This is a genomic window from Pseudomonas sp. NFACC14, from assembly GCF_900106885.1.
GTDB lineage: Bacteria > Pseudomonadota > Gammaproteobacteria > Pseudomonadales > Pseudomonadaceae > Aquipseudomonas > Aquipseudomonas fluorescens_AA.
In genome coordinates, this window is the sequence record NZ_FNOA01000036.1 from 19,862 (window position 1) to 42,084 (window position 22,223).

Consider the following 22,223-nt stretch of genomic DNA (forward strand, 5'->3'; position numbering starts at 1 on the left):
TCCATGAAACGTTTTGCTCTTATCGGCGCCGCCGGCTATATCGCCCCGCGCCATATGCGCGCCATCAAGGACACCGGCCATGAACTGGTCTGTGCCTATGACATTAATGATTCGGTCGGGATCATCGATAGCCTGTCACCACAAAGCGAGTTCTTCACCGAGTTCGAGCGCTTCTATGACTACGCCTGGAGACTCAAGCGTGACCCGGCCACCGCGCTGGATTTCGTTTCGATCTGCTCCCCCAACTACCTGCACCACCCGCATATCACTGCGGGACTGCGCCTTGGCTGTGACGTGATCTGCGAAAAGCCGTTGGTGCCTACCACCGCCATGCTGGATGACTTGAGCTTGACCGAGCGGGAGACGGGCAAGCGTCTCTGGAACATTCTCCAGTTGCGTCATCACCAGGCAATCATCGACCTGAAAAATCGTGTCCAGGTCGAAAAGCGTGCCCACAAGCATGAGGTCGACCTGACCTATATCACCAGCCGGGGCAGGTGGTACATGGAAAGCTGGAAAGGTGATCCTCGCAAGTCTTTCGGCGTTGCCACCAACATTGGCGTGCACTTTTACGACATGCTGCATTTCATCTTCGGCAAATTGCAGCGAAACGTTGTCCACTATGCCAACGATTTCAAGGCTGCCGGTTACCTGGAATATGAGAACGCCCGTGTGCGTTGGTTCCTTTCCATCGACGCCGATGACCTGCCGGCGTCTGTAAAGGGCAAGAAGCCGACGTTCCGTTCCATTACGTGTGATGGCGAGGAGATCGAGTTCTCCGAAGGCTTCACCGACCTGCACACAGTCAGCTACCAAGCGGTACTGGATGGCAAGGGCTATGGCATCGAAGATGCTCGGCACTGTGTTGAAACGGTGGAAACCATTCGCACCTTGACGCCGACTCGTGCCGCAGATGGCGAAGGTCACCCGTTCGTGGCAGGGCTGAAGTAAGCCCAAGGAACATGGTGCATCATAAATGGCAGGTTGCCGGCATTGCGGTGACCCGCTGTTTTTGTATATGCGTACCGTGACGTACATCAGGACTCAAACTTGAACTACTATCAGCATCCCAGTGCGATCATCGATGATGGCGCCCAGATCGGTGATGAATCCCGCATCTGGCATTTTGTCCACGTCTGCGGCGGCGCACGCATCGGTCGTGGCGTTTCGCTTGGCCAGAACGTTTTTGTCGGAAACAAGGTGGTGATCGGCGACCACTGCAAGATCCAGAACAATGTTTCCGTCTACGATAACGTCACCCTTGAAGAGGGCGTTTTTTGTGGCCCGAGCATGGTGTTCACCAACGTTTATAACCCCCGCTCGCTCATCGAGCGAAAAAGCGAATACCGCGACACGCTGGTCAGGAAGGGCGCGACGCTCGGAGCCAACTGCACGATTGTCTGCGGTGTGACCATTGGTGATTACGCCTTCGTAGGGGCCGGTGCGGTGGTCAATCGCAATGTGCCGGCCTATGCCCTGATGGTCGGTGTCCCTGCCCGGCAGATTGGCTGGATGAGTGAGTTCGGCGAGCAGTTGGACCTGCCGTTGAGCGGAGAAGGCTGTGCGCCGTGCGTTCATTCCGGTGCCACGTATGTACTCAGCGGGAATGTGCTTAAAAAGGAGAACAAGCAGTGATCGAGTTCATTGACCTCAAGGCTCAGCAGGCGCTGATCAAGGTGGAGATCGACGCGGCTATCCAGCGCGTCCTGGCCCATGGGCAATATATCCTTGGCCCTGAAGTGAATGAGCTTGAAGAGCGCCTGGCAGCCTTTACGGGGGCCAAGTACTGTATTAGCGTCGCCAACGGGACCGATGCCCTGCAAATCGCGCAGATGGCGCTCGGGATCGGCCCGGGCGATGAGGTCATCACCCCTGGGTTTTCCTATATCGCCACGGCGGAAACCGTTGCCCTGCTCGGGGCGAAGCCGGTCTACGTCGATGTCGACGCCAAGACCTACAACCTGGACCCCGCGTTGCTGGAAGCGGCCATTACGCCGAAGACGAAAGCGATTATCCCGGTCTCGCTATACGGCCAGTGCGCTGACTTCGATGCGATCAATGCCATCGCAGCACGGCATGGCATACCAGTGATCGAGGATGCCGCGCAGAGTTTCGGGGGGCTTTATAAAGGAAAGCGCTCCTGCAACCTGAGCACCATTGCCTGCACCAGTTTCTTCCCGAGCAAGCCATTGGGCTGCTACGGCGATGGCGGTGCGATGTTCACCAATGATGAAAACCTGGCCAAGGTACTCCGGCAGATTGCCCGGCATGGCCAGGATCGTCGCTACCATCATGTTCGTGTGGGCGTGAACAGTCGGCTGGATACGCTGCAGGCGGCGATAATGCTGCCCAAGCTGGATATGTTCGAGACTGAGCTGCGTCAGCGTCAGGAAGTCGCGCAACGTTATGCCCTATTGCTGGAGCAGGCAGATATCGCCGCGCCTTTCGTGGCGACGGCAAGCCAGAGCGCTTGGGCCCAGTACACGGTGCAAGTGGCATCGCGTGATGCTGTACAGAAACACTTGGCAAGTGCCGGCATCCCTACGGCCGTGCATTATCCGATCCCCCTGAACCGCCAACCTGCGGTCAAGGACGAGCAGGCGCAACTGCCGGTCGGCGATGCGATCGCCGCCCGTGTCATGAGCCTGCCCATGCACCCTTACCTCGATGAGCCTTCCCAGCGCCTTATTGTCGACACTTTGAAAGAGAGCCTTCGCGTATGACCCGCAAGATCGTAACCATCGTTGGCGCTCGTCCACAGTTCATCAAGGCTGCGGCGGTTTCCCGGGAAATTCTGAAGCATCCGGGGCGCCTGGTGGAAGTCATGGTGCATACAGGGCAACACTACGACCCGAACATGTCCCAGGTTTTCTTCGACGAACTGGAGATCCCTGCGCCCAAGTACAACCTTGAGGTGTCGGGGGGGACCCATGGCGCGATGACGGGGCGGATGCTCGAAGGTATCGAGCAGATACTCCTCGAGGAAAAGCCGGATTGGGTACTGATCTACGGCGATACCAACTCCACATTGGCGGGCGCGCTGGCGGCAGCGAAGCTGCACATCCCCGTCGCCCATGTCGAGGCAGGGCTGCGTTCGTTCAACATGCGCATGCCGGAAGAGGTCAACCGTATCCTGTCCGACCGCGTTTCGACGCTGCTGCTTTGCCCCACGGCCCTGGCCGTCGATAACCTGGCCAGGGAAGGGCTCAGCGAAGGGGTGCACAACGTCGGTGATGTCATGTACGACGTGGCGCTGTTCTATCGCGAGCGCGCCAAGGCGCAGAGCCAGGTCCTGGCGCAGTTGGACTTGAAGGAGGGGGCTTTTGCACTGGCGACATGCCACCGTGCTGAAAATACCGACGATCCCCAGCGCCTGGGGGAAATCATGGCCGGTCTGGCTGACGTTGCCGTGCAGATGCCCGTCGTCCTGCCGTTGCATCCACGCACGCGCAACCTGCTCAAGACTCACGGGCTGGAACATTATCTGAACGCCATCAGGGTGGTGGATCCGCTGCCATTCCTAGACATGGTTGCCCTTGAACAGGCGGCCAACGTTATCCTGACCGATTCGGGCGGGGTGCAAAAAGAGGCGTATTTCTACAGGGTACCGTGCATCACCCTGCGCGATGAAACGGAGTGGGTCGAAACCGTCGAGCTGGGCTTCAACCAGTTGGTGGGCGCCAGTCGGAATGCCATTAACACGGCGATGGAAAACCGGTCGATCCCTGAAGGCCAGGTAGATGTCTACGGCGACGGTACCGCCGCCGCACGAATCGTCGCTATCCTGGAAAACACCCGGCCATGAACCCGATTTCAATCATCTGGCGTCACATTCACGTCCTGTGGGCGACCACATTGACCGATATACGCAGCCGGTTCATCGGCACGATTTTCGGTGTCGCATGGATTTTCCTCTATCCACTGCTGTTCCTCGGTTTGTATGCCGTGGTCTACACGATGATTTATCGCGTACGGGTCGCAGAGTTCGGCACCTTCGACTACGTGCTGCTGATATTTTGTGGATTGGTGCCTTTCCTTGGTTTTTCCGAGGCGCTGGGCAGCGGAGTGGGATCGGTGCTGGGCAACAAGGGGCTGATCAAGAACACCTTGTTCCCGATCGACCTGATTCCCGTCAAGACGGTCCTGGCCAGCAGCGTGACGATGCTGGTGGGGCTGGTGATGTTGCTGATGGTGTTGTGGAGTCGCGGCATCGTCCACTCCACACAGCTGGCAATCCCCTTGATACTGGTGCTGCAGATCATCTTCACGGTCGGCCTGATCTGGATACTCTCGGCGATCAACGTGTTCGTACCAGACCTGAGTCAGATGGTTGCTGTGCTCATCCTGTTCCTGATGCTGGTATCGCCCATCGCCTATACGCAGGAAATGATCCCCAAGGAACTCATTCCCTTCATGTACCCCAACCCGCTGTACTACCTGATCATGCTGTATCGGGATGCAGCGTTCATCGGGGTCATCAAGCCTGGATTGCTGGCTATTTTTACCGTCATTTCGTTCTCCACTTTCTTCCTGGGTGGATTTGTCTTTTCGCGATTGAAGCCATTATTTGCCGATTATGTCTGAGCCGATCATTGAACTAGCCTCCATCGCCAAGATGTACCGGATTTTCCGCTCGCCACGCCACCGTATGGTTGAGGCGCTGGGTTTTCCCGTTGCCCGGTCGACCTACGATGAGTTCTGGGCTGTGCGCAACCTGTCGTTGACGATCAAGCCCGGGGAGCGCGTGGGGTTGGTTGGGCGTAACGGTGCCGGCAAGAGTACGATGCTCAAGCTGATTGCCGGGCTCATCCAGCCGACTGAGGGCACGGTCAAGGTCCGTGGGAAAGTCCAGGCGTTGATGGAGCTGGGGACCGGGTTTCATCCCGAGTTCACCGGTCGTACCAACGTCATGTCGTCCTTCGCCTATCAGGGTGTGACGGGCGCTCGCGCCAGGAAGTTGCTCGATGATGTGCTGGAGTTCGCTGAACTCGAAGAGTTCATCGATAAGCCGGTAAAGACTTATTCGTCAGGCATGTATTCGCGACTGGCCTTTGCGGCAGCGACTGCCATACGTCCGGAAATCCTTATCATCGATGAGATCCTTGGCGCCGGTGACTCGTATTTTGCCGGTAAATCCGCCAAGCGGATGCGCACCTTGACGGCAGAAGGCTCGACCGTGTTGTTCGTTTCCCATGACATGTCGGCTGTGCAGATGATCTGCGACCGCGCCATCTGGGTCGAGCGCGGCAGGATTGTCGCCGATGGTGATCCGATCGAGATCGGCCGCTCCTATGCGGCATCCATCCGCAAGCAGGAGGAGCTGCGCCTGAGGGCGATCAACCTGAAGCTCAGCCGTGGGGACGTCAGTGAATTGCTGACCGACACCGAGGTTGACCGGGTGTCGGTACTGCGTTTCATCTCCGCCTCCGACGATGCGCCGACGACTCCCCTGGCCGTGTTCGAGATGACGCTCGAACAGAAAGGTGAAGTGATCGACAACGTGTTGGTGGGGGAGGCCCTGGACGATGACCGTAACCAGCGGCTGCACCTGTTGACCTCCCATGGCTACATGAACTGGGGGGCTCCGAGAAGGACCCCCGAAGGGATCAGCTATCGGGAGTTCAAGGACTGTGGCGGGCAATACAAGCACGCCCCGGTCAGCATCAAGGTCCCGTTGGGGCTGGGAGACTTGAGCGAGTTTTTCGTGACCATCCGGCACACGGGCACTGGCGTGGGCGAAACGGTCTACTGCCAGATATTCGACGGTTTGGAGTACATCACCATCGGCACGTTGGAGCCGGCTGCCGAGAATGGGCAGATGATCAGCCAGCGTTTTGCCCTCAGTTCCTTCGTGCCTTCAGCGACCGACAATGCACCGGCCGTGGCCGAACGGTCTGATTTTGAATATGGCGAAGGCAGTGCCTGGATCGACGGCGTCGATTTCCTCGATCGGCATCAGGAGTCGCGGCGCGTGTTCTCCTTTGGCGAACCACTTTACGTCCATGTGAAATGGGGCGCCAAAGTCGACATCCCCTGCATGTCTTTCATCATTTGCATCTATGGCATGGACGGGCGCTGTGTGGCGCAGGTCGTATCGCCGTTCATTTCGTCCACGCGGGACCGTCGCACGGGGCTGGTCAAGGCGCAGTTCGATCCGTTGATGGTTGGCGTGGGGGATTATGTGATCTCCGTGGGCATTTTCGATGGCATGACCGAAAGCCAATCGAGTGGGGAACATCCGCTGGATGTCCATGATCGTCAATACCGCATCCGTGTGACGGCACCCCTGGATGTGCGTATGGAGCGTGGGTTGGTCGTGCACCCGGTGGAATGGGTCAATCTGGAATCCGTTGAATGAGTAAGCGCTCCGAGATCAGTTATTTTGCCCAGGCCGACCTGTGGAGCCGCAATGCAGTCTCCGAGCAGGTTGCCGTCGCCGAGGATCTGATCGAACTGATCCCCGACTCGGTGAACACCATTCTCGACGCCGGTTGCGGCAACGGCACCGTGACCAACCGCCTGGTGCCACGCTGGGATGTGGTGGGCTGCGATATCAGCGAAGCCGCAGTCAAGCGTGTGCAGGCGCCAGCCCTGGTGGCCGATTTATGTGCGATCCCGTTTGGCGACCGAAGCTTTGACCTGACGCTTTCCAGCGATGTGATCGAGCATTTGCCCGACTCCATCTATGCCGAGGCCCTGGCCGAGATTGCCCGGGTGTCGGCGCGCTATATCCTGGTGGCTGTTCCCTACCGCGAACTGCTCGAGGCGGCTGAAATCACCTGCCCGGGGTGTGGCACGCGTTATCACGCCCATTTGCATCAGCGCAGCTACACGCTGGAGGACGCGATCTCGCTGTTCGCCCCGGCATTTTCGGCAGTGGACGTGCGGTTTTCCGGTGAATCGTGGACGTTTGAAGACCCCAAGATAGTCGAAGCGTCGCGTGCCTTGTCGGGCCTTGATTACCCATTCGAGGACGGCATTTGCCCCAACTGCTCCATGCGCCGCGGACCTGTGGAGCGACCGGCGTCTGCACTGATGGTACAGCGACGTTTCGAGGCCCTGCAGGCGATGCAGTCGGCGGAAGGCTTGCGCAGGATGCCTGACATCAGTGAGATCCTGGTACTGTTCGAGCGTGGTGCTGCGCCGACAAGCCATTGGACCACGCCTGCCAGTACGGCGTCCTTCAATGAATCGACGTTCGCACTGTCCCGCCTGGCGCTACGGGATAATCCGTTCAATTATCCCCGCAGCGTCTACCGCATCCAGAGCGATTCCGATTACGGTATCGTCACGGTTCCCCGGCGCCCACGGTCGGTACAGGTGGACGTAGGTGAACTGGGGTCGGTCGAGGTCTACGATCACGTTCGCGGGCACTACGTCAATTGCCCTCGGGACAATGATACCGGTGCCTATCATCTGGCCCCGGTTCCGTTCGGTCCCCATGGCTGCATCCTGCGCATGTTTCATCCCAGCGATGACTTGCAGGTGCAGATGACTTTCGAAGAGGCCGACCAGCGTAAGATCATTGCCTGTTGCCTGGGCGATGATCCTAGCGTCGCTCAGATGCGCGAGGAGGCCAGCAAGTTCTCAGCGTTGACCGAGCAATTGGAGACTACGCGCTCGGCCCTCGAGAACAAGCTTCAGGAAAAAGAGCGCGCGTTGTCTGAGCAGACCCAGGCGATGGCCAGGGTCAACACCCTGGCGAACGAACTCGAGGACAAGCGCGCCGAGTTGGAAGACCGTTATACCCAACTCAGCGAAAGGGCCTCGGCCCAGGAAATACTGATCAGCAACGGCGAGGCTCGTGTCGAGGCGCTGTCGAGCGAGAACGAGCAGCTCTCCTCACAAATAGCGACCCTTCAGGCAGAACTCGATGGTACGCGGCACCACGGTGAAGCTTATCGGTACGAGATTCATCAACTGACGCTCAAGCTTGAACAACTGGGTCACCTTGCCAATGAACTCGAGGCTCGGCGAGATGCCCTCGAGCGTGAGCTTCAGTCGCGCGATCAGCAATTGAAGAGCCTGCAGGGCCTGTACGACTCAGCGCTGCTGCAAAAAGAACATTGGATTGAAAAAAACGGCGAACTCGAACTCAAGCAACATGATCTGGTCATGATGCTCGAAGCGCTTGAGTCGCAAGTCAATCAGGCTCAGATCGTCGCACTTGAATACCAGAACGCCGTGGAACGGCTTGAAGTTCTGGAGTTGGAAAAGACCACCTTGGGCCTGGAGTTGGAAAGTCTGAGCATGGAAGTTTCGGCGCGTTCTGACGAATTGGCGGAAAAACACCGTGTTGCGCAGCATTTGAATGACTTGTCCGAGCGCCTGGAAAGCCAGCGTGAAGCGCTGGAGGCCAAGGTCAAGAGCCTGGGCATGACCATCAACGGCCTGGTGGAGGAAAAAACCGAATACCAGATGTTGGTCGATGCATTGCATATTCGCCTGGGGGAAGGGGCGCACAGGGAAGCGAACCCGCCACGCAAGGTCCTGGTGCTGTCGCATATGTATCCTCGCGAATACAACATGGTCGGCGGGATTTTTGTCCATGAGCAGGTCAAGGCGCTGAGGGCACAGGGGATCGATGCAAGAGTGGTCAGTGGCGAGCCATTCTGGATCAATACCATCAACCCCAAGGCGATCAGGCGTGCGCTGAACATCTACCGGGCCCAGGAGATCCGTGGCTGGGAAGAGCATGAAGGCGTTCCGTTGATCCGCTTCCCGTACATCGTGAGCTCATTGCTGCCTTTCCAGGCCCATGCCACAACCTACTCCCATGGTTTGTTGCGCCAGGCCGAGTGGCTGCGCACAGACTTCGATTTCGAGCTGATCCATGCTCACACCGCCTATACCGATGGCACCGCAGGTCGCCGCCTGGCCAGCAAGCTGAAAATCCCCTTGGTCATTACCGAGCACACCGGGCCTTTCACGACCTTGACCCGTACGCGCTACTTGCGCCGCATGACACAAAAGGCCCTGAATGCGGCCGATAAAGTAATCGCGGTCAGTTCGGCACTGCTCTCGGACATACGCCAGCAGGTCAAGCTCAAGGAAGGTGTCGATACGCAAGTGATCGCCAACCTGGTCGATACCGACATGTTTGGCGAACAAGCGGTGACGCGTGACGAGTTGATCCATTTGTTGTGGGTCGGCCACTTCGTTCCAGTCAAGCGAGTGCCTGTATTGCTCGAGGCATTCGCCGCCGCGTTCCAGTTGGAGCCGCGCCTGCGTCTGCGGCTGGCCGGCAGCGGTGAAGGTCTTGACCAGGCCCGGGCCTTGGTCGACAGCCTGGGGATTGCGCATGTGGTGGAGTTCTCCGGGCGTGCCAGCCGCGCGCAACTGGTCGATTACTACCGTGAATGCGATTTCCTGGTGATTTCCAGTGAAAGCGAGACATTTGGCGTGGTGGCGATCGAAGCCATGAGCTGTGGACGGCCGGTGCTCACCACTCGCTGCGGCGGCCCTGCCGAGATCGTTTCACATCCACAGTTGGGTCAGGTCGTGGGGATGAGCGTGGAGGAGTTGACCCAAGGGATGTTGACGATGGCCCGCCAACGTGAAGCCTTCAACAGCCGGGTCATTCGCAAGGTGACCGAATTGAAATTCTCCAGCGCCAGCATTGCCCAGGAGATCGTGAGCGTGTATTCGGCCTCGATGGAAAACCGCAAGCGTTAGATACCCATCAGCGTGCTGACTCACAAATAACTCAACAGGGATGCTTTCGTTCAATGAATCAAGTCATAACAGGTTCGCCCGTGCGGGTGCATGATTCGAGCTTGGATTTTGTGCGGGTGGTCGCGTGCCTGGCCGTGGTGTTGTTGCACGTTTCCGCACGGCCGATCTATATGCAGGGTGAATTGAGCATGTGGGCCTGGCTCGTGGGCGACGCCGTCAGCTCGTTGACCCACTGGTGCGTGCCGGTGTTCGTGATGCTCAGTGCAGTGCTGATCCTCGGTAACATCAAGACAACCTATCGCCATATCCTGACCTCCCGTGTGCCACGCATGCTGGCCGTGCTGTTCATCTCTTCGGTGATCTACGCCTTATGGATGAAGTACTTCCAGCAGGCCTTTGTCTGGACCACTTTCCTGAAAGCCATTGTCTTGGGGCAACCGTATTACCATTTGCACTTTTTCTACCTGATCATCGGGCTCTATCTGATAGCGCCGCCGCTGTCGCAGGCCGTGGTCAATATGGAAGAGAAAGACCTGCGCAATGCGGTCATCGCCACGTGTATCCTGACCATGGTGACATTCGCCTGGAGTACGTTTTCCCGGACATACACGCCCAATGGCGGTAGTTTTTCCTGGTCGTACATCAGTTATTTCCTGCTGGGTTATTACCTGTACAAGTTTCGACCCAACCTGCCCTACGGGATGATTACGTTGGTGGGGTACCTGGTCACGGTCATCGGGACCTTCGCGCTGGCCTATGGTTTCGGCAGTGCCTACACATGGAAGTTGTACTTCTTCAGCTACTTCAGCCCAACGGTTTTTGCCATGTCCATCGGTGTCTGGGGTTTGAGCCTGCAAGTCGCGAAGAAAGTCCGGATCCCTGGGCTCAAGCGCTTGGCTCCGCTGACGCTGCTGGTCTACATCCTGCATCCGATTTTCATGGAGTTGTTCCGTTCGCAATACGCCAAGGTCTCTCCTGCGTTGATGAGGCCATTGATAGAAGTGCCATTGACATTCGTACTGACAACCTGCTGTGCCTTTGCCGCAGCCTGGTTGCTGTACCGAATCTCCTTTATTCGTCGTTTATTTTAAGGATGTGCAAGTGAGTAACTCTAAGAGCCGTACCGTGATACTTGCCTCGGTTGCTGTCGTGGCAGTAGCCGGCTTGGGGTATGCATGGAAAAACAACTTACTGTTCGGTGATGTCTTTGATTGGGGCAGTGAACCGGTCGTTCGTATCCAGCCGGCATCGGAAGACTCCCTGCATGTCGAATACCCTTCGGTCTTCAAAGTCGGCGATGCCAACGCCATGCTGTACTCCGGGTACGGTGACGATCATCGCTGGAGGATCAAGTTGGCCACCGCGCAGAACGACACCGACTACATCAAGCAGGGCAACATCTTCGACGAAAAGCTGTTGCCATTCAAAGGCGCGTACGCCTTCCCCTTTGTCAGGAAGAACCTGGTAAAGGGTGTAACCGGCTATGAGCTGTTCTTTTCCGTAACCGAAGATGGTTCGGCCTCTTATTCGGCGATCTATCGTTCCACCAGTACCAACGGCTTGCGTTGGGAAACGCCGAAGAAACTGTTGAGCGACAGTGCCCTTGACCCGGTTGTGTTCAAGCACAATGGTCGTGACAGGATTCTCTACACCTCCGCAGTCAATGGGAACAACACGATCAAGGCGGCCGAACTGAAAGCCGATGGCGGTGTGGGATCGAGCACCGTGGTGCTGAGCCCGGACACTGGGATCTACACATTGGGCGTAGTCCATGTCAATGACAAGCCGGTGCTCCTTGTGGAAACCCCGAATAGTTGGGATGCCTATTGCTTCAACGCTTCGGACAAACTGGTAGCGGCGAGCAAGGAGCCGGTGTTCACGTTCAAGGACAATACCGGGAAAGCGTGGGATGGCTTGAAGTACGGCATGTACTTCTTCGAAGAGGCTGACTCGCCGACAGTCTATTACAACGGTATTGAAGGCCATGGTGTCGAACAGGGCGGGCAAATTGGCGTTGCCAATTACAATGCCGGCAACTTGACCAGCAAGTTGGACTTGAGCCAGTGTCAGTGAATCGGGATTGCAACGGCGCATGAATATTTTGATGACGACAGCCGATCATTTGATGATTGATCGGCGGATTCTGCAGGAAGCCCAGACGTTGGTTGAGCAGGGTCACCAGGTGACGTTGCTGGCGGGCTTCGAATGTCCGCAACGGGAGTCCTACTCGCACAACGGTATAAAGATCGAGCGATTCATGTTCGATTGGGGGGATTCGCGGTTTTCAGCCCTGGCACGTCGCTATAACTTGCTGCCAGGCTCGACCACCTATAATCGGGCCTGGCGTTTGTTCAGGGCCTGGGCCAATCGTGTGGCGCGCTTGAACAGCTTCGAGCAGTTCATTCTCGACCGGATGACGGAATACCAGGTTGACGTGCTGCACGTGCATGACTTTCCCATGCTGGCGCCGGCCGTCGAACTGGCGAAGCTTCGAAACGTTCCGCTGATCTACGACGCCCATGAGCTGTATTACGCCCAGGTACAGCTACCCGAGGCCACCCAGAGGAAATACAAGAAAAAAGAATCGCGGCTGATCAAGCAAGTGGACGCGGCGATTACAGTGAACCCGTACATTGCCAAGCTGATGGCAGAACGTTATGCCGTTACGACTCCGCACGTCATCATGAACGCGGCGCCCAAGGTACCGGTGGCGTCGACGTCATTGCTGCGTGAGCGCTTCGGTCTTGCTCCCGATGACAACATTCTGCTGTACCAGGGCTGGATTTCCGATAATCGGGGAATCGAGCGCATTGTCGAAGCGGCAGCCAACTTTGCCGCCAATACCTATCTGGTGCTTGTGGGGTACGGTGCATTCGAGGACACCTTGAAGAACCTGGTCATCGAGCGAAACCTCGGGCACCGGGTGTTCTTTTATGGTGGGGTGCCATCCGACGATCTGCACGAGCTGACCTGCGACGCCGACCTGGGAATCATCCCTTACCATGGCGTCGACGAGAATAATTATTTCTGCAGCCCCAACAAACTGTTCGAGTTCGCGGTCGCTGAGTTGCCTTTCATCAGTAACGACTTGCCATTCCTGCACGATATCGTCGGTACTTATGGCAACGGCTTGTTGGCGGATTTGAATTCTGCCGAGGCCATTGCAAGTGCGGTCAACCAGTTGTTCGGCGATTCGGCGAAGATGGCTTCGCTGAAAGACGGGGCGAAGAAAGCCCGTGAAGCGATCAATTGGGACGTGGAAGGTGAAAAGTTGCTGAATATCTATCAACGCGTCACGGGCTGAGTTCTTCGGAATTTTGAACGACGCGTCAGTTATTGTTTGTTTAAGGCAGGATGGTTTTTTATGTGTGGGATTGCAGGGATCGTAGCGGTTTCAGGAACGCCAGAGTCGATGCGTGGCTCCGTCATGAAGATGATGGACGCCATTCGTCACCGTGGCCCCGATGGTGAGGGCACCTGGCTTGATCCTGCTCGGCCTGTAGCGTTGGGCCATCGGCGCCTGGCAATTATTGACCCGGAACACGGCAAGCAGCCGATGACCACCGAGGACGATCGCTACACGATCGTTTTCAACGGAGCCATCTACAACTACCTGGAATTGCGCCGCGAACTCATCGGTCGAGGCCATCCATTGCACCACTATTCGGATACGGAAGTGCTGCTGCACGCCTTCCGCGAGTGGGGTGAGCGCTGTGTCGATCGCCTGATAGGCATGTTTGCCTTTGCCATCTGGGACCGCCTCGAACAACGACTTTTCTGCGCTCGAGATCGTATTGGCATCAAGCCGTTCTACTACCACTTCGATGGCCAGAAACTCGGATTTGCCTCAGAGATCAAGGCACTCTTCGCCGACGGCTCCCTGAAGGCGGAGTCGAATTCGGACGGTCTGCAGGATTACCTGACGTTTCAGTTTTGCCTGAACGAAAAGACACTGTTCAAAGGGGTCCAGAAGCTCGAGCCGGGTTATCACCTCAGCGCCTGGTATGAGGGCAGTCAGCTCAAGATCAAGACCTACCAGTACTGGGATCTGCAATACAACATCGACGAGCGCCATGACGAGCGTTATTTCGTCGATAATCTCGCCGCTCTGATAGAGGACTCGGTGCGCATGCACCTGCGCTCCGATGTGCCGCTGGGTGCGCACTTGTCCGGCGGCCTGGATTCCAGCGCAGTCGTCTGCCTGGCTTCAAGGATGTTGGGGGGTGAACAACTCAAGACCTTCACCGGGGCCTTCCATGAAGGTCCGCAATTCGATGAGACGGGGCACGCCAAGGCCGTATCGGCGTTCGCCGGTACCGACTATAACGAGGTGTACATCCCGGGCAGTGAGCTGGCCGATCTGCTACCCAAATTGATGCACTTCATGGATGAGCCGCTCGCCGGTCCAGGCCTGATTCCACAGTATTACGTTTCGCGCCTGGCTGGCGAGCAGGTCAAGGTCGTACTGGGGGGGCAGGGCGGTGACGAGCTGTTCGTCGGGTATGCCCGCTACATGGCAGCCTACCTGGAGAAGTGCTTGTCCGGGGCGATCAATGAAACGGCAAACCAGCATCGCTATGCGGTTTCGCTGGAATCGATCATCCCCAATCTGTCGTTGCTCAAGACTTATCAGCCAATGCTGCAGGGGCTGTGGCGCGAAGGTTTGTTCGCATCGACCGACCAGCGCTATTTCCGCCTGATCGATCGCAGTGAAGGTATGTCTCATCTGTTCAACCCGGATGCCTTCGACAAGGGCTACTCGCCGTTCGAGTCCTATCAACAAATCTTCAATCGCGAAGGCTTGCATTCCCTGGTCAATCAGATGACCTACTTCGACCTCAAGGGCTCCTTGCCGGCATTGCTCCATGTAGAAGATCGCACGAGCATGGCGGCTTCCATCGAGTCGCGTGTGCCGCTGCTGGATCACCGTATCGTGGAGTTCATGGCCACCATTCCACCGAACATCAAGTTCGCCGGCGGACGGATGAAGCATCTGTTCAAGGAGTCCGTGCGCAACGCGGTGCCGCAGAGCATCTTCGAACGCAAGGACAAGATGGGTTTCCCGACACCGTTGACGCAATGGACCAAGGGAGTCGCCCGCGATTTCGTCCGCGATACGCTGTTGTCCGAGCGAGCCCGTGCGCGCGGGTTGTACAACGTGCAGTCCGTCGAGAAGGCATTGAACAGCGAAAGCGAGTTCGGTCGGGTCGTCTGGGGATTGCTGTGCATGGAGCTCTGGCACCGCAACTTTATCGATGGAGACCTGCAACCGGGTGGTATCTGAAATCATGCAGCATGCCCCGCGGGTCTTGATGCTCTGTAACGACAGGCAGATTGACCGGAGAATCCTGCTCCAGGCCGACAGCCTGGAAGAGGACGGTTGGGACGTCACGATCCTGGCCATGCCGGCGGACGAACTCGTGGGTACGGATGACCGGCGTGTACGGCGCATCGGTACCCAGACCGAATCGATTGCACGCAAGGAGAATCGCGTGCTTGAGGCCTATGGCCTCATGCGTCGGCATTTACCGATGAACGGTCGCCTGATGCGTGCAATGAAGTCCCTGGCCTGGCGTTTCCTGGTCGATCATGAGCGTTTCTACCTGAACCTGTTCCTGGCTGACGGGCGTCAACACAAAGCGGAGGTGGTGGTGGCTCACGATCTGCCAATGCTTGCGGTGGGACGCACGTTGTCCGAAGAGTTCGATGCTCATCTGGTCTACGACAGCCATGAGCTCTACAGCGAGCAAGAATTCTCTCGTGGACAGCGCTCCAGTTGGGCCCAGGTGGAGCGTCGGCATATACAGGCCTGTGATCGGGTGATTACCGTCAACCCTTCCATCGCCCGCGAGCTTGAGGCGCGTTATGGTGTGGCTGAAGTGGCGGTTATCCACAATGCGGAGCGTATCCAGGCACAAACCGAGCGTTCCTGGTATTTGCACGAGCGCTTCGGCATTCCCCGCGAGCACCGGGTGCTGCTGTTCCAAGGCGGTTTTTCTGCCGGACGCAACTTGCCTGAACTGGTGGAAGCCATGGGGTTACTGTCCAATGCCGGCATCCATCTGGTCCTGCTTGGCGACGGTCAGCTCGCCTCGGCCCTGCAGCGTCTGGTTGAGCGCAAGGGACTGACATCGCGGGTGCATCTGCATCCGGCGGTTGCCCAATCGCAGTTGCTTGGAATAACGGCAGCGGCTGATGCGGGCGTCATCCCCTACCAGGCGATCTGTTTGAATAACTATTACTGCACGCCGAATAAATTATTCGAGTTTATTGCGGCGGGACTTCCGATTCTGGCCAGCGACCTGCCCGAACTTCGTCGCCTGGTGGAGGGGAACCGGATTGGCTGTGTTGGCGACCTTGCGACGCCCCGAGCGATCGCCGATAGGGTCACCGCTTTTTTTGCCGATGAGCAAAGACTGCAACACTGGCGCGAGCGGCTTTCGGTGGTTCGCCAGGAGCTTAGTTGGCAGCAGGAAGGCGAACGGCTGAAAGAACTGTATAAGGCGTTCAAATGAAAGTCGCAGTGGTTTACCAGTACTATCAGGGGCACTCGTCTCCGGGGCATTCGCTGATGTACGAACTCACCCAGCATTTGGCGGCTGAGGGCCATAGCGTGACGGTGGTGTCCGGGCAAACCGGTTACATGCAGCGTGATAAGCCGGTACTCCCTTGGTACAGGCGGCTGATTCTCAAGGAAAGAGAAGGCCTGGTTAAGATCATTCGTACCTACACCTACAGTGAACTGCATCGCAGTTACCTGGGGCGCTTGATCAGTTTTCTTTCATTCTCCGTGACGGCGCCCCTTGGTCTTCTGCGAGCCGAAAAACCGGATGTCGTGCTGGCTTCTTCGCCCCCTATCTTCCCGATGCTTCCAGTATGGGTGGTTTGCAAGCTGCGAGGTATCCCGTTGGTGTTCGAGGTCCGGGACCTGTGGCCGGAGTCCGCCGTGCAGATGGGGATCCTGCGCAATCGGTTGCTGATTTCCATCATGTCCTGGATGGAGCGGTTGCTCTATGACAAGGCGAAACGCATCGTCACCCTGACCCAGGGAATCCGCAACGATATCCATGCGCGTGGCTGGCCTGTGAGCAAGCTGGAAGTCATTACGTGTGGCGTCGACACTCAAATGCTCTATCCGGACGCCGAGGCCGGGCGCGTGGTTCGTCGCAACTTCGGTTGGGAGGGACGCAATATCATCCTGTACTTCGGCGCCATGGGCGAAGCCAATAACCTGGACGTGGTCATTGACGCCGCCGTGCAGTGCCAGGATGAAAATACGCTGTTCCTGTTGATCGGCGACGGCATGAAACGGCCCTACCTCGAGCAGCGGATTGCAGAACTGAAGATCGACAACGTACTGATTCTTCCGCCGGTATCCAAGCACGAGGGACGGGGGTTCATCAACGCTGCCGACCTATGCCTCGTCACCTTGAAGGACATCCCGTTGTTCAGGGGCGCCATCCCTACGAAGCTGCTCGATTACATGGCTTGCGGCAGGCCAGTGTTGTGCGGTGTCGAGGGGGAGGCTGCCGAGATAGTCAAGGACGCGAAAGCCGGGCTGGTGTTTCAACCGAACGATGGCCATCGACTTTCGGTCATCATTGCCGAACTGCTGCGCAACGAGTCTCTGCGCAACAAGATGGGGCAGAGTGGGGCGCAATATATAAAGGACAACTTCGATGCGGTGCAAAGCCGAACGGCAATGACCGCGCTGCTCGAGGCTGTTTCAGTCGGCTAGGCTGGGATATCGGGCCTGCCGGGTGGGCGTTCGGCTCAGGACAGCGCGCCTTTCCTGAGCCAATCCAACGCGCCCAGCCCCGCACGATAGCCGGTAGCGAAGCACGCGGTGAGAAGATATCCCCCGGTAGGTGCTTCCCAATCGATCATTTCTCCTGCAACAAAAACCCCTGGAACGGATCTCAGCATAAGGTTTTCGTCGAGGCCGCTGAACACCACGCCGCCTGCACTGCTGATGGCTTCATCCAGCGGGCGGGGCTTGACCAGGGTGATGGGCAGGGCCTTGATCGCCTGGGCCAGTCGCGCCGGGTCGGCGAAGGCGTCGGCAGGGGTGAGTTCGCGCAGCAGCGCGGCCTTGACGCCATCCAGCCCCAGCTGGCCATGTAAATGCCTGGCCATCGAGCGTGAACCGCGAGGCTTGCCCAGGGCTTGCCGGATTTTGTCCACAGGCCGGCCGGGCAGCAGGTCCAGGTGAATGGTCGCGCTGCCATGTTGGTTGATCGCTTCGCGAATCGCTGCCGACAGGGCATAGACCAGGCTGCCTTCGAGGCCGGTGGCGGTGAGCACGCATTCGCCGAGGCGCGGTACATCGTCGTTCAGGCCCATGGCAATGTTCTTGAGCGGGGCCCCGGCGAATTTGCTGATCATCAGGTCGCTCCAGGCCGCTACCTCGAACCCGCAGTTGCTGGGTTGCAGTGGCGCCAGGGCTACGCCGCGTTGTTCCAGCGCTAGCATCCAGGCGCCGTCGGAGCCCAGGCGCGACCAACTGCCGCCGCCCAACGCCAGCAAGGTGGCCTTGGGGTGCAGGGTTTTATCGCCTTCCGGGGAGGCGATGCGCAAGCTGCCGTCCGGGTTCCAGCCGAGCCAGCGATGACGCGTGTGGATCACCACGCCAGCATCGCGCAGGCGCTTGAGCCAGGCGCGCAACAGCGGTGCGGCCTTCATGTCGGTAGGAAATACCCGCCCGGAGCTGCCGACAAAGGTGTCGATGCCCAGCCCGTGGATCCATGTGCATAATTCATCCGCCCCGAATGCCCGCAACAGCGGCGCGAGGTCTGGCGCGCGTTCGGCGTAGCGGGACAGGAAAGCCGGAAAGGCTTCGGAGTGGGTGATGTTCATGCCGCCCACGCCGGCCAGCAGGAATTTCCTGCCCACCGATGGCATGCCGTCGTACAGGTCGACTCGCAGGCCGGCCTGGCTCAACACCTCGGCCGCCATCAGGCCTGCGGGGCCGCCGCCGATGATGGCGATGTTTGAGGGGGACGGCTTGGCGGTCGAGGTCATGATTTGAACTGTGGAGGCTGGGGTAGGCGGGGCATTCTACCAGCACAGATCCCTGTGGGAGCGAGCTTGCTCGCGATAGCGGTGTGTCAGCGGCATTGATGTAGCTGACCCTTCGCTATCGCGAGCAAGCTTGTTCACAATTGGGTCGGTAGGTGTTGTTGAGAACTCTGATCAAAAAACAGTCAAGCCCCTGCAGGCTATAGGCAACCTGGCCTGTAGGTCGTTTCGCTCAGGTTATCCACAGGCCGCTCCACAGGCATTGTGGGTAACGCCCAGGTTTCAGTGACAACCTGATGACGTCCAGACCCTTTGTGCGCTGTGGTGCAGGATCCCGTGGCGGCGAGCCAGGGCCTGGCGGTCCTTGCTGTAGCCACCGCCGATCACGCCGACCACCGGGATGTCGCGGCCCAGGCAATGGCGCATGACGCTCTCGTCCCGGGCGGCTAGGCCTTCGTCGGTCAGTTTCAGGTAACCGAGGGCGTCGTCCTTGTGTACGTCGACGCCGGCGTCATACAGCACCAGGTCCGGCTGGTAGAGCGGCAGCAGGTAGTTGAGGGCGTCGTCCACCACCTTCAGGTAGGCGGCGTCCTCCATGCCCATCGGCAGGGGAATGTCCCAATCGCTGTGCGCCTTGCGTGCGGGAAAATTCTTTTCGCAGTGCAAGGAAGCTGTCACGGCGTCCGGGGTGTCATGGAGTATTCGGGCGGTGCCGTCGCCCTGATGCACATCGCAATCGAAAATCAGCACCCGCGAGACCCGACCGCTGGCCAGGAAATAGCGGCTGATCACCGCCAGGTCGTTGAAAATGCAGAACCCGGCCGGGTGGTCGTAGTGGGCGTGATGGGTGCCGCCGGCCAAGTGACAGGCCAGTCCGTGTTCAAGGGCCTGTTCGGCGGCCAGCAGCGAACCGCCCACGGCGCGCACCGTTCGGCGGGCCAGGGCCTCGCTCCAGGGCAGGCCAAGTCGCCGTTGGTCTTCGCGGGACAACTCGCCGCCCATGTAGCGTTCGATATAGGCACGGTCGTGGGCCAGGGCGAGGATGTCCGGTGGACACAGCGACGGGCGCAACAGGTCCGCGTCGCGGGTCAGGCCACTGTCCACCAGGTGATCGCGCAGCAGGCGAAACTTGTCCATGGGGAAACGGTGTTCAGCCGGGAATTCGGGGCTGTAGTCTTCGTGATAGATCAGCGGCAGTGGCATGGTGTTTTCAGTAGTGATTGAGTGACGGATCCTACCAGCGATGTAGACTCTGGAGCATGGAAAGGGAGTGAAGATGGAGCCGATACTGGAACTGGAAAGCGCACGGTTGCTCTTGCGGCAGTGGCGCGACGATGACTTGCCGGAATTTGCCGCCATGTGCGCCGACCCGCAGGTGATGCGTTATTTCCCGGCGCGCCTGAGCCGCCTGGAAAGCGCCGCCCTGATCGGCCGCGTGCGGGGGCATTTCGCCGAGCATGGTTTTGGTCTGTGGGCGCTGGAGCGCAAGGACACCGGGGACTTCATCGGCTTTACCGGGCTCGGTGTGGTCGGGTTCGACGCGCCGTTCACGCCGGCCATCGAAATCGGCTGGCGCCTGGCCCGGGAGCACTGGGGCCTGGGGTATGCCAGCGAAGCGGCGTGGACCGCCCTGCGTTGTGCCTTCGACCAGTTGACGCTGGACGAAGTGGTGGCGTTCACCGCCGTCGATAACCTGCCCTCGCAAAAGGTCATGCAGGCCATTGGCATGCATCACGACCCGGCGGACGACTTCGAGCACCCGACACTCGCCGTCGGTCATCCATTGCGTCACCATGTGCTCTATCGCATCAATCGTGAGCAGTGGTTGCAGACCCTGCACGGTTAGCCGACACGGACGTTTACAATGCCCGCCCAAATGGCCCGGGCCAACAATCGATCCACCGCCGCAGCGTAGACTGCGCGGTCATTGCGCTGTGTGAGGAAAGTCTGAATGAGCCACGTGTTGGAAGATCTGGTCGACCTGCTGACCCTGGAACCGATCGAAGAGAACCTGTTTCGCGGTCGCAGCCAGGATCTGGGGTTTCGCCAGTTGTTCGGCGGCCAGGTCCTGGGCCAGTCGTTGTCGGCGGCCAGCCAGACCGTGGAAGAGGCGCGCCATGTGCATTCGATGCACGGTTATTTCCTGCGTCCGGGCGATGCCGCGCTGCCGGTGGTCTACCAAGTGGACCGGGTGCGCGACGGGGGTAGCTTCAGCACCCGCCGGGTGACGGCGATCCAGAAGGGCAACCCGATTTTCACCTGCAGTGCGTCGTTCCAGTACGACGAACAGGGCTTTGAACACCAGAGCACCATGCCGCAAGTCGTCGGCCCGGAAAACCTGCCGTCCGAGCTGGAACTGACCCAGCAGCGCGCGCACCTGCTGCCCGAGCACATGCGCGAAAAACTGCTGTGCCCCAAGCCGATCGAGGTGCGTCCGGTCACCGAAAAAGACCCTTACAACCCGCAACCGGCCGACCCGGTGAAATACGTGTGGTTCCGTGCCGATGGCGCCCTGGCGGACTCGCCGGCCTTGCACAAATATCTGCTGGCCTACGCGTCGGACTTTGGCCTGCTGACCACTTCGCTGCTGCCCCATGGCAAATCGGTGTGGCACAAGGATATGCAGGTCGCCAGCCTCGATCACGCCTTGTGGTTCCATGCCGACCTGCGCGCCGATGACTGGTTGCTCTACGCCATGGACAGCCCGTGGGCCGGCAATTCCCGTGGGTTCTCCCGGGGCAGCGTGTTCAACCGCGCCGGGCAACTGGTGGCCTCGGTCACCCAGGAAGGCCTGATTCGCCACCGCAAGGACTGGGCATGAGCCTGTCCGAGGTTCGTCACTGGGTGTTCGACATGGATGGCACGCTGACCATCGCCGTGCATGACTTCGCGGCAATCCGCGTGGCCCTGGCGATCCCGGCCGAAGACGACATCCTCACGCATCTGGCAGGGTTGCCCGCTGAGGAAGCGGCGGCCAAGCATGCGTGGTTGCTGGAACACGAACGGGACCTGGCGCTGGGCTCCAAGCCTGCGCCTGGCGCGGTCGAGTTGGTGCGAGAGCTGGCCGGGCGCGGCTATCGCCTGGGGATCCTGACCCGCAACGCCCGCGAACTGGCCCACGTGACCCTAGAGGCCATTGGCCTGGCGGACTGTTTCGCCGTGGAGGATGTGCTGGGCCGCGACGAGGCACCGCCCAAGCCACATCCCGGTGGCCTGTTGAAACTGGCCGAGGCCTGGAACGTGGCGCCGGACACACTGGTGATGGTGGGGGACTACCGCTTCGACCTGGACTGTGGCCGGGCGGCTGGGGCGCGGACGGTGTTGGTGAACCTGCCGGACAATCCATGGCCGGAGCTGACGGACTGGCATGCGCGCGATTGCGTTGAGTTGCGGCGGATGTTGTCGGCTTGATAGGACGGTTGACTGATTGATCGCCATCGCGAGCAAGCTGAACTGGCCTAATGATTTTGGACACTTCAATCGGGCGCTATGATGGCGCCCAAATCTGAGGTGTTTTTGGTTATGCGTAA

Annotated in this window: 18 protein-coding genes; 16 read left to right on the top strand and 2 right to left on the bottom strand. The window is 58.8% G+C overall.

Annotated elements, in window-relative coordinates; genetic code table 11:
* Positions 1–3: 3 nt before the first annotated feature.
* The 13 genes from BLU85_RS29005 to BLU85_RS29065 all read left to right on the top strand — a co-directional run bounded on the left by BLU85_RS29005 (position 4) and on the right by BLU85_RS29065 (position 17,413).
* On the top strand, positions 4–951 hold the full coding sequence (locus BLU85_RS29005) for a Gfo/Idh/MocA family protein (RefSeq protein WP_092205265.1): 948 nt from the start codon (positions 4–6) through the stop codon (positions 949–951).
* A gap of 99 nt (positions 952–1,050) precedes the next feature.
* Positions 1,051–1,635, top strand: coding sequence for a UDP-2-acetamido-3-amino-2,3-dideoxy-D-glucuronate N-acetyltransferase (wbpD, locus tag BLU85_RS29010; RefSeq protein WP_092205266.1), 585 nt, complete (start codon positions 1,051–1,053; stop codon positions 1,633–1,635).
* Complete coding sequence (locus tag BLU85_RS29015) at positions 1,632–2,723, top strand: DegT/DnrJ/EryC1/StrS family aminotransferase (protein ID WP_092205267.1); 1,092 nt, start codon at positions 1,632–1,634, stop codon at positions 2,721–2,723. Before wbpD ends, BLU85_RS29015 begins: the two co-directional genes overlap by 4 nt.
* A complete protein-coding gene (gene wecB / locus BLU85_RS29020; RefSeq protein WP_092205268.1) occupies positions 2,720–3,805 on the top strand; it encodes a non-hydrolyzing UDP-N-acetylglucosamine 2-epimerase in 1,086 nt (361 codons plus the stop codon). The genes BLU85_RS29015 and wecB overlap by 4 nt, the downstream gene beginning before the upstream one ends.
* Positions 3,802–4,584 (top strand): ABC transporter permease, encoded by a 783-nt coding sequence (locus BLU85_RS29025; protein ID WP_038859231.1) that lies wholly within the window; start codon positions 3,802–3,804, stop codon positions 4,582–4,584. Before wecB ends, BLU85_RS29025 begins: the two co-directional genes overlap by 4 nt.
* Entirely contained in the window at positions 4,577–6,358 is a 1,782-nt protein-coding gene (locus BLU85_RS29030) for an ABC transporter ATP-binding protein (RefSeq protein ID WP_092205269.1), read from the top strand. The genes BLU85_RS29025 and BLU85_RS29030 overlap by 8 nt, the downstream gene beginning before the upstream one ends.
* Complete coding sequence (locus tag BLU85_RS29035) at positions 6,355–9,675, top strand: glycosyltransferase (protein ID WP_092205270.1); 3,321 nt, start codon at positions 6,355–6,357, stop codon at positions 9,673–9,675. The genes BLU85_RS29030 and BLU85_RS29035 overlap by 4 nt, the downstream gene beginning before the upstream one ends.
* A gap of 53 nt (positions 9,676–9,728) precedes the next feature.
* Positions 9,729–10,766 (top strand): acyltransferase, encoded by a 1,038-nt coding sequence (locus BLU85_RS29040; protein WP_092205271.1) that lies wholly within the window; start codon positions 9,729–9,731, stop codon positions 10,764–10,766.
* Positions 10,767–10,776: 10 nt separating this feature from the next.
* On the top strand, positions 10,777–11,748 hold the full coding sequence (locus BLU85_RS29045; RefSeq protein ID WP_139208058.1) for a glycoside hydrolase family protein: 972 nt from the start codon (positions 10,777–10,779) through the stop codon (positions 11,746–11,748).
* Positions 11,749–11,779: 31 nt separating this feature from the next.
* Positions 11,780–12,979 (top strand): glycosyltransferase, encoded by a 1,200-nt coding sequence (locus BLU85_RS29050; RefSeq protein ID WP_170847673.1) that lies wholly within the window; start codon positions 11,780–11,782, stop codon positions 12,977–12,979.
* A gap of 60 nt (positions 12,980–13,039) precedes the next feature.
* Positions 13,040–14,959, top strand: a complete 1,920-nt coding sequence (asnB, locus tag BLU85_RS29055; protein WP_092205274.1) for an asparagine synthase (glutamine-hydrolyzing) — start codon at positions 13,040–13,042, stop codon at positions 14,957–14,959.
* 4 nt (positions 14,960–14,963) lie between these two features.
* Positions 14,964–16,190, top strand: a complete 1,227-nt coding sequence (locus BLU85_RS29060; RefSeq protein ID WP_170847674.1) for a glycosyltransferase family 4 protein — start codon at positions 14,964–14,966, stop codon at positions 16,188–16,190.
* Positions 16,187–17,413 (top strand): glycosyltransferase family 4 protein, encoded by a 1,227-nt coding sequence (locus BLU85_RS29065; protein WP_092205276.1) that lies wholly within the window; start codon positions 16,187–16,189, stop codon positions 17,411–17,413. Before BLU85_RS29060 ends, BLU85_RS29065 begins: the two co-directional genes overlap by 4 nt.
* A gap of 35 nt (positions 17,414–17,448) precedes the next feature.
* On the opposite strand, the gene BLU85_RS29070 is transcribed toward BLU85_RS29065, so the two are convergent.
* A complete protein-coding gene (locus BLU85_RS29070) occupies positions 17,449–18,696 on the bottom strand; it encodes a TIGR03862 family flavoprotein (protein ID WP_092205277.1) in 1,248 nt (415 codons plus the stop codon).
* A gap of 279 nt (positions 18,697–18,975) precedes the next feature.
* Complete coding sequence (locus BLU85_RS29075) at positions 18,976–19,896, bottom strand: histone deacetylase family protein (RefSeq protein WP_092205278.1); 921 nt, start codon at positions 19,894–19,896, stop codon at positions 18,976–18,978.
* Between the two features lie 73 nt (positions 19,897–19,969).
* On the opposite strand from BLU85_RS29075, the gene BLU85_RS29080 reads away from it, so the two are divergent.
* The 3 genes from BLU85_RS29080 (at position 19,970) to BLU85_RS29090 (ending at position 22,104) form a co-directional block, all read left to right on the top strand.
* Complete coding sequence (locus BLU85_RS29080; RefSeq protein ID WP_092205279.1) at positions 19,970–20,539, top strand: GNAT family N-acetyltransferase; 570 nt, start codon at positions 19,970–19,972, stop codon at positions 20,537–20,539.
* Positions 20,540–20,644: 105 nt separating this feature from the next.
* Positions 20,645–21,514, top strand: a complete 870-nt coding sequence (tesB, locus tag BLU85_RS29085; RefSeq protein ID WP_072411434.1) for an acyl-CoA thioesterase II — start codon at positions 20,645–20,647, stop codon at positions 21,512–21,514.
* Entirely contained in the window at positions 21,511–22,104 is a 594-nt protein-coding gene (locus tag BLU85_RS29090; RefSeq protein ID WP_092205280.1) for an HAD family hydrolase, read from the top strand. The genes tesB and BLU85_RS29090 overlap by 4 nt, the downstream gene beginning before the upstream one ends.
* Positions 22,105–22,223 lie beyond the last annotated feature (119 nt).

Coding starts and splice junctions, on each gene's coding strand:
- BLU85_RS29005 (WP_092205265.1), top strand. CDS start 4: ATGAAACGTTTTGCTCTTATCGGCGCCGCCGGCTATATCGCCCCGCGC.
- wecB (WP_092205268.1), top strand. CDS start 2,720: ATGACCCGCAAGATCGTAACCATCGTTGGCGCTCGTCCACAGTTCATC.
- BLU85_RS29025 (WP_038859231.1), top strand. CDS start 3,802: ATGAACCCGATTTCAATCATCTGGCGTCACATTCACGTCCTGTGGGCG.
- BLU85_RS29030 (WP_092205269.1), top strand. CDS start 4,577: ATGTCTGAGCCGATCATTGAACTAGCCTCCATCGCCAAGATGTACCGG.
- BLU85_RS29035 (WP_092205270.1), top strand. CDS start 6,355: ATGAGTAAGCGCTCCGAGATCAGTTATTTTGCCCAGGCCGACCTGTGG.
- BLU85_RS29040 (WP_092205271.1), top strand. CDS start 9,729: ATGAATCAAGTCATAACAGGTTCGCCCGTGCGGGTGCATGATTCGAGC.
- BLU85_RS29050 (WP_170847673.1), top strand. CDS start 11,780: ATGACGACAGCCGATCATTTGATGATTGATCGGCGGATTCTGCAGGAA.
- asnB (WP_092205274.1), top strand. CDS start 13,040: ATGTGTGGGATTGCAGGGATCGTAGCGGTTTCAGGAACGCCAGAGTCG.
- BLU85_RS29060 (WP_170847674.1), top strand. CDS start 14,964: ATGCAGCATGCCCCGCGGGTCTTGATGCTCTGTAACGACAGGCAGATT.
- BLU85_RS29065 (WP_092205276.1), top strand. CDS start 16,187: ATGAAAGTCGCAGTGGTTTACCAGTACTATCAGGGGCACTCGTCTCCG.
- BLU85_RS29070 (WP_092205277.1), bottom strand. CDS start 18,696: ATGACCTCGACCGCCAAGCCGTCCCCCTCAAACATCGCCATCATCGGC.
- BLU85_RS29075 (WP_092205278.1), bottom strand. CDS start 19,896: ATGCCACTGCCGCTGATCTATCACGAAGACTACAGCCCCGAATTCCCG.
- BLU85_RS29080 (WP_092205279.1), top strand. CDS start 19,970: ATGGAGCCGATACTGGAACTGGAAAGCGCACGGTTGCTCTTGCGGCAG.
- tesB (WP_072411434.1), top strand. CDS start 20,645: ATGAGCCACGTGTTGGAAGATCTGGTCGACCTGCTGACCCTGGAACCG.
- BLU85_RS29090 (WP_092205280.1), top strand. CDS start 21,511: ATGAGCCTGTCCGAGGTTCGTCACTGGGTGTTCGACATGGATGGCACG.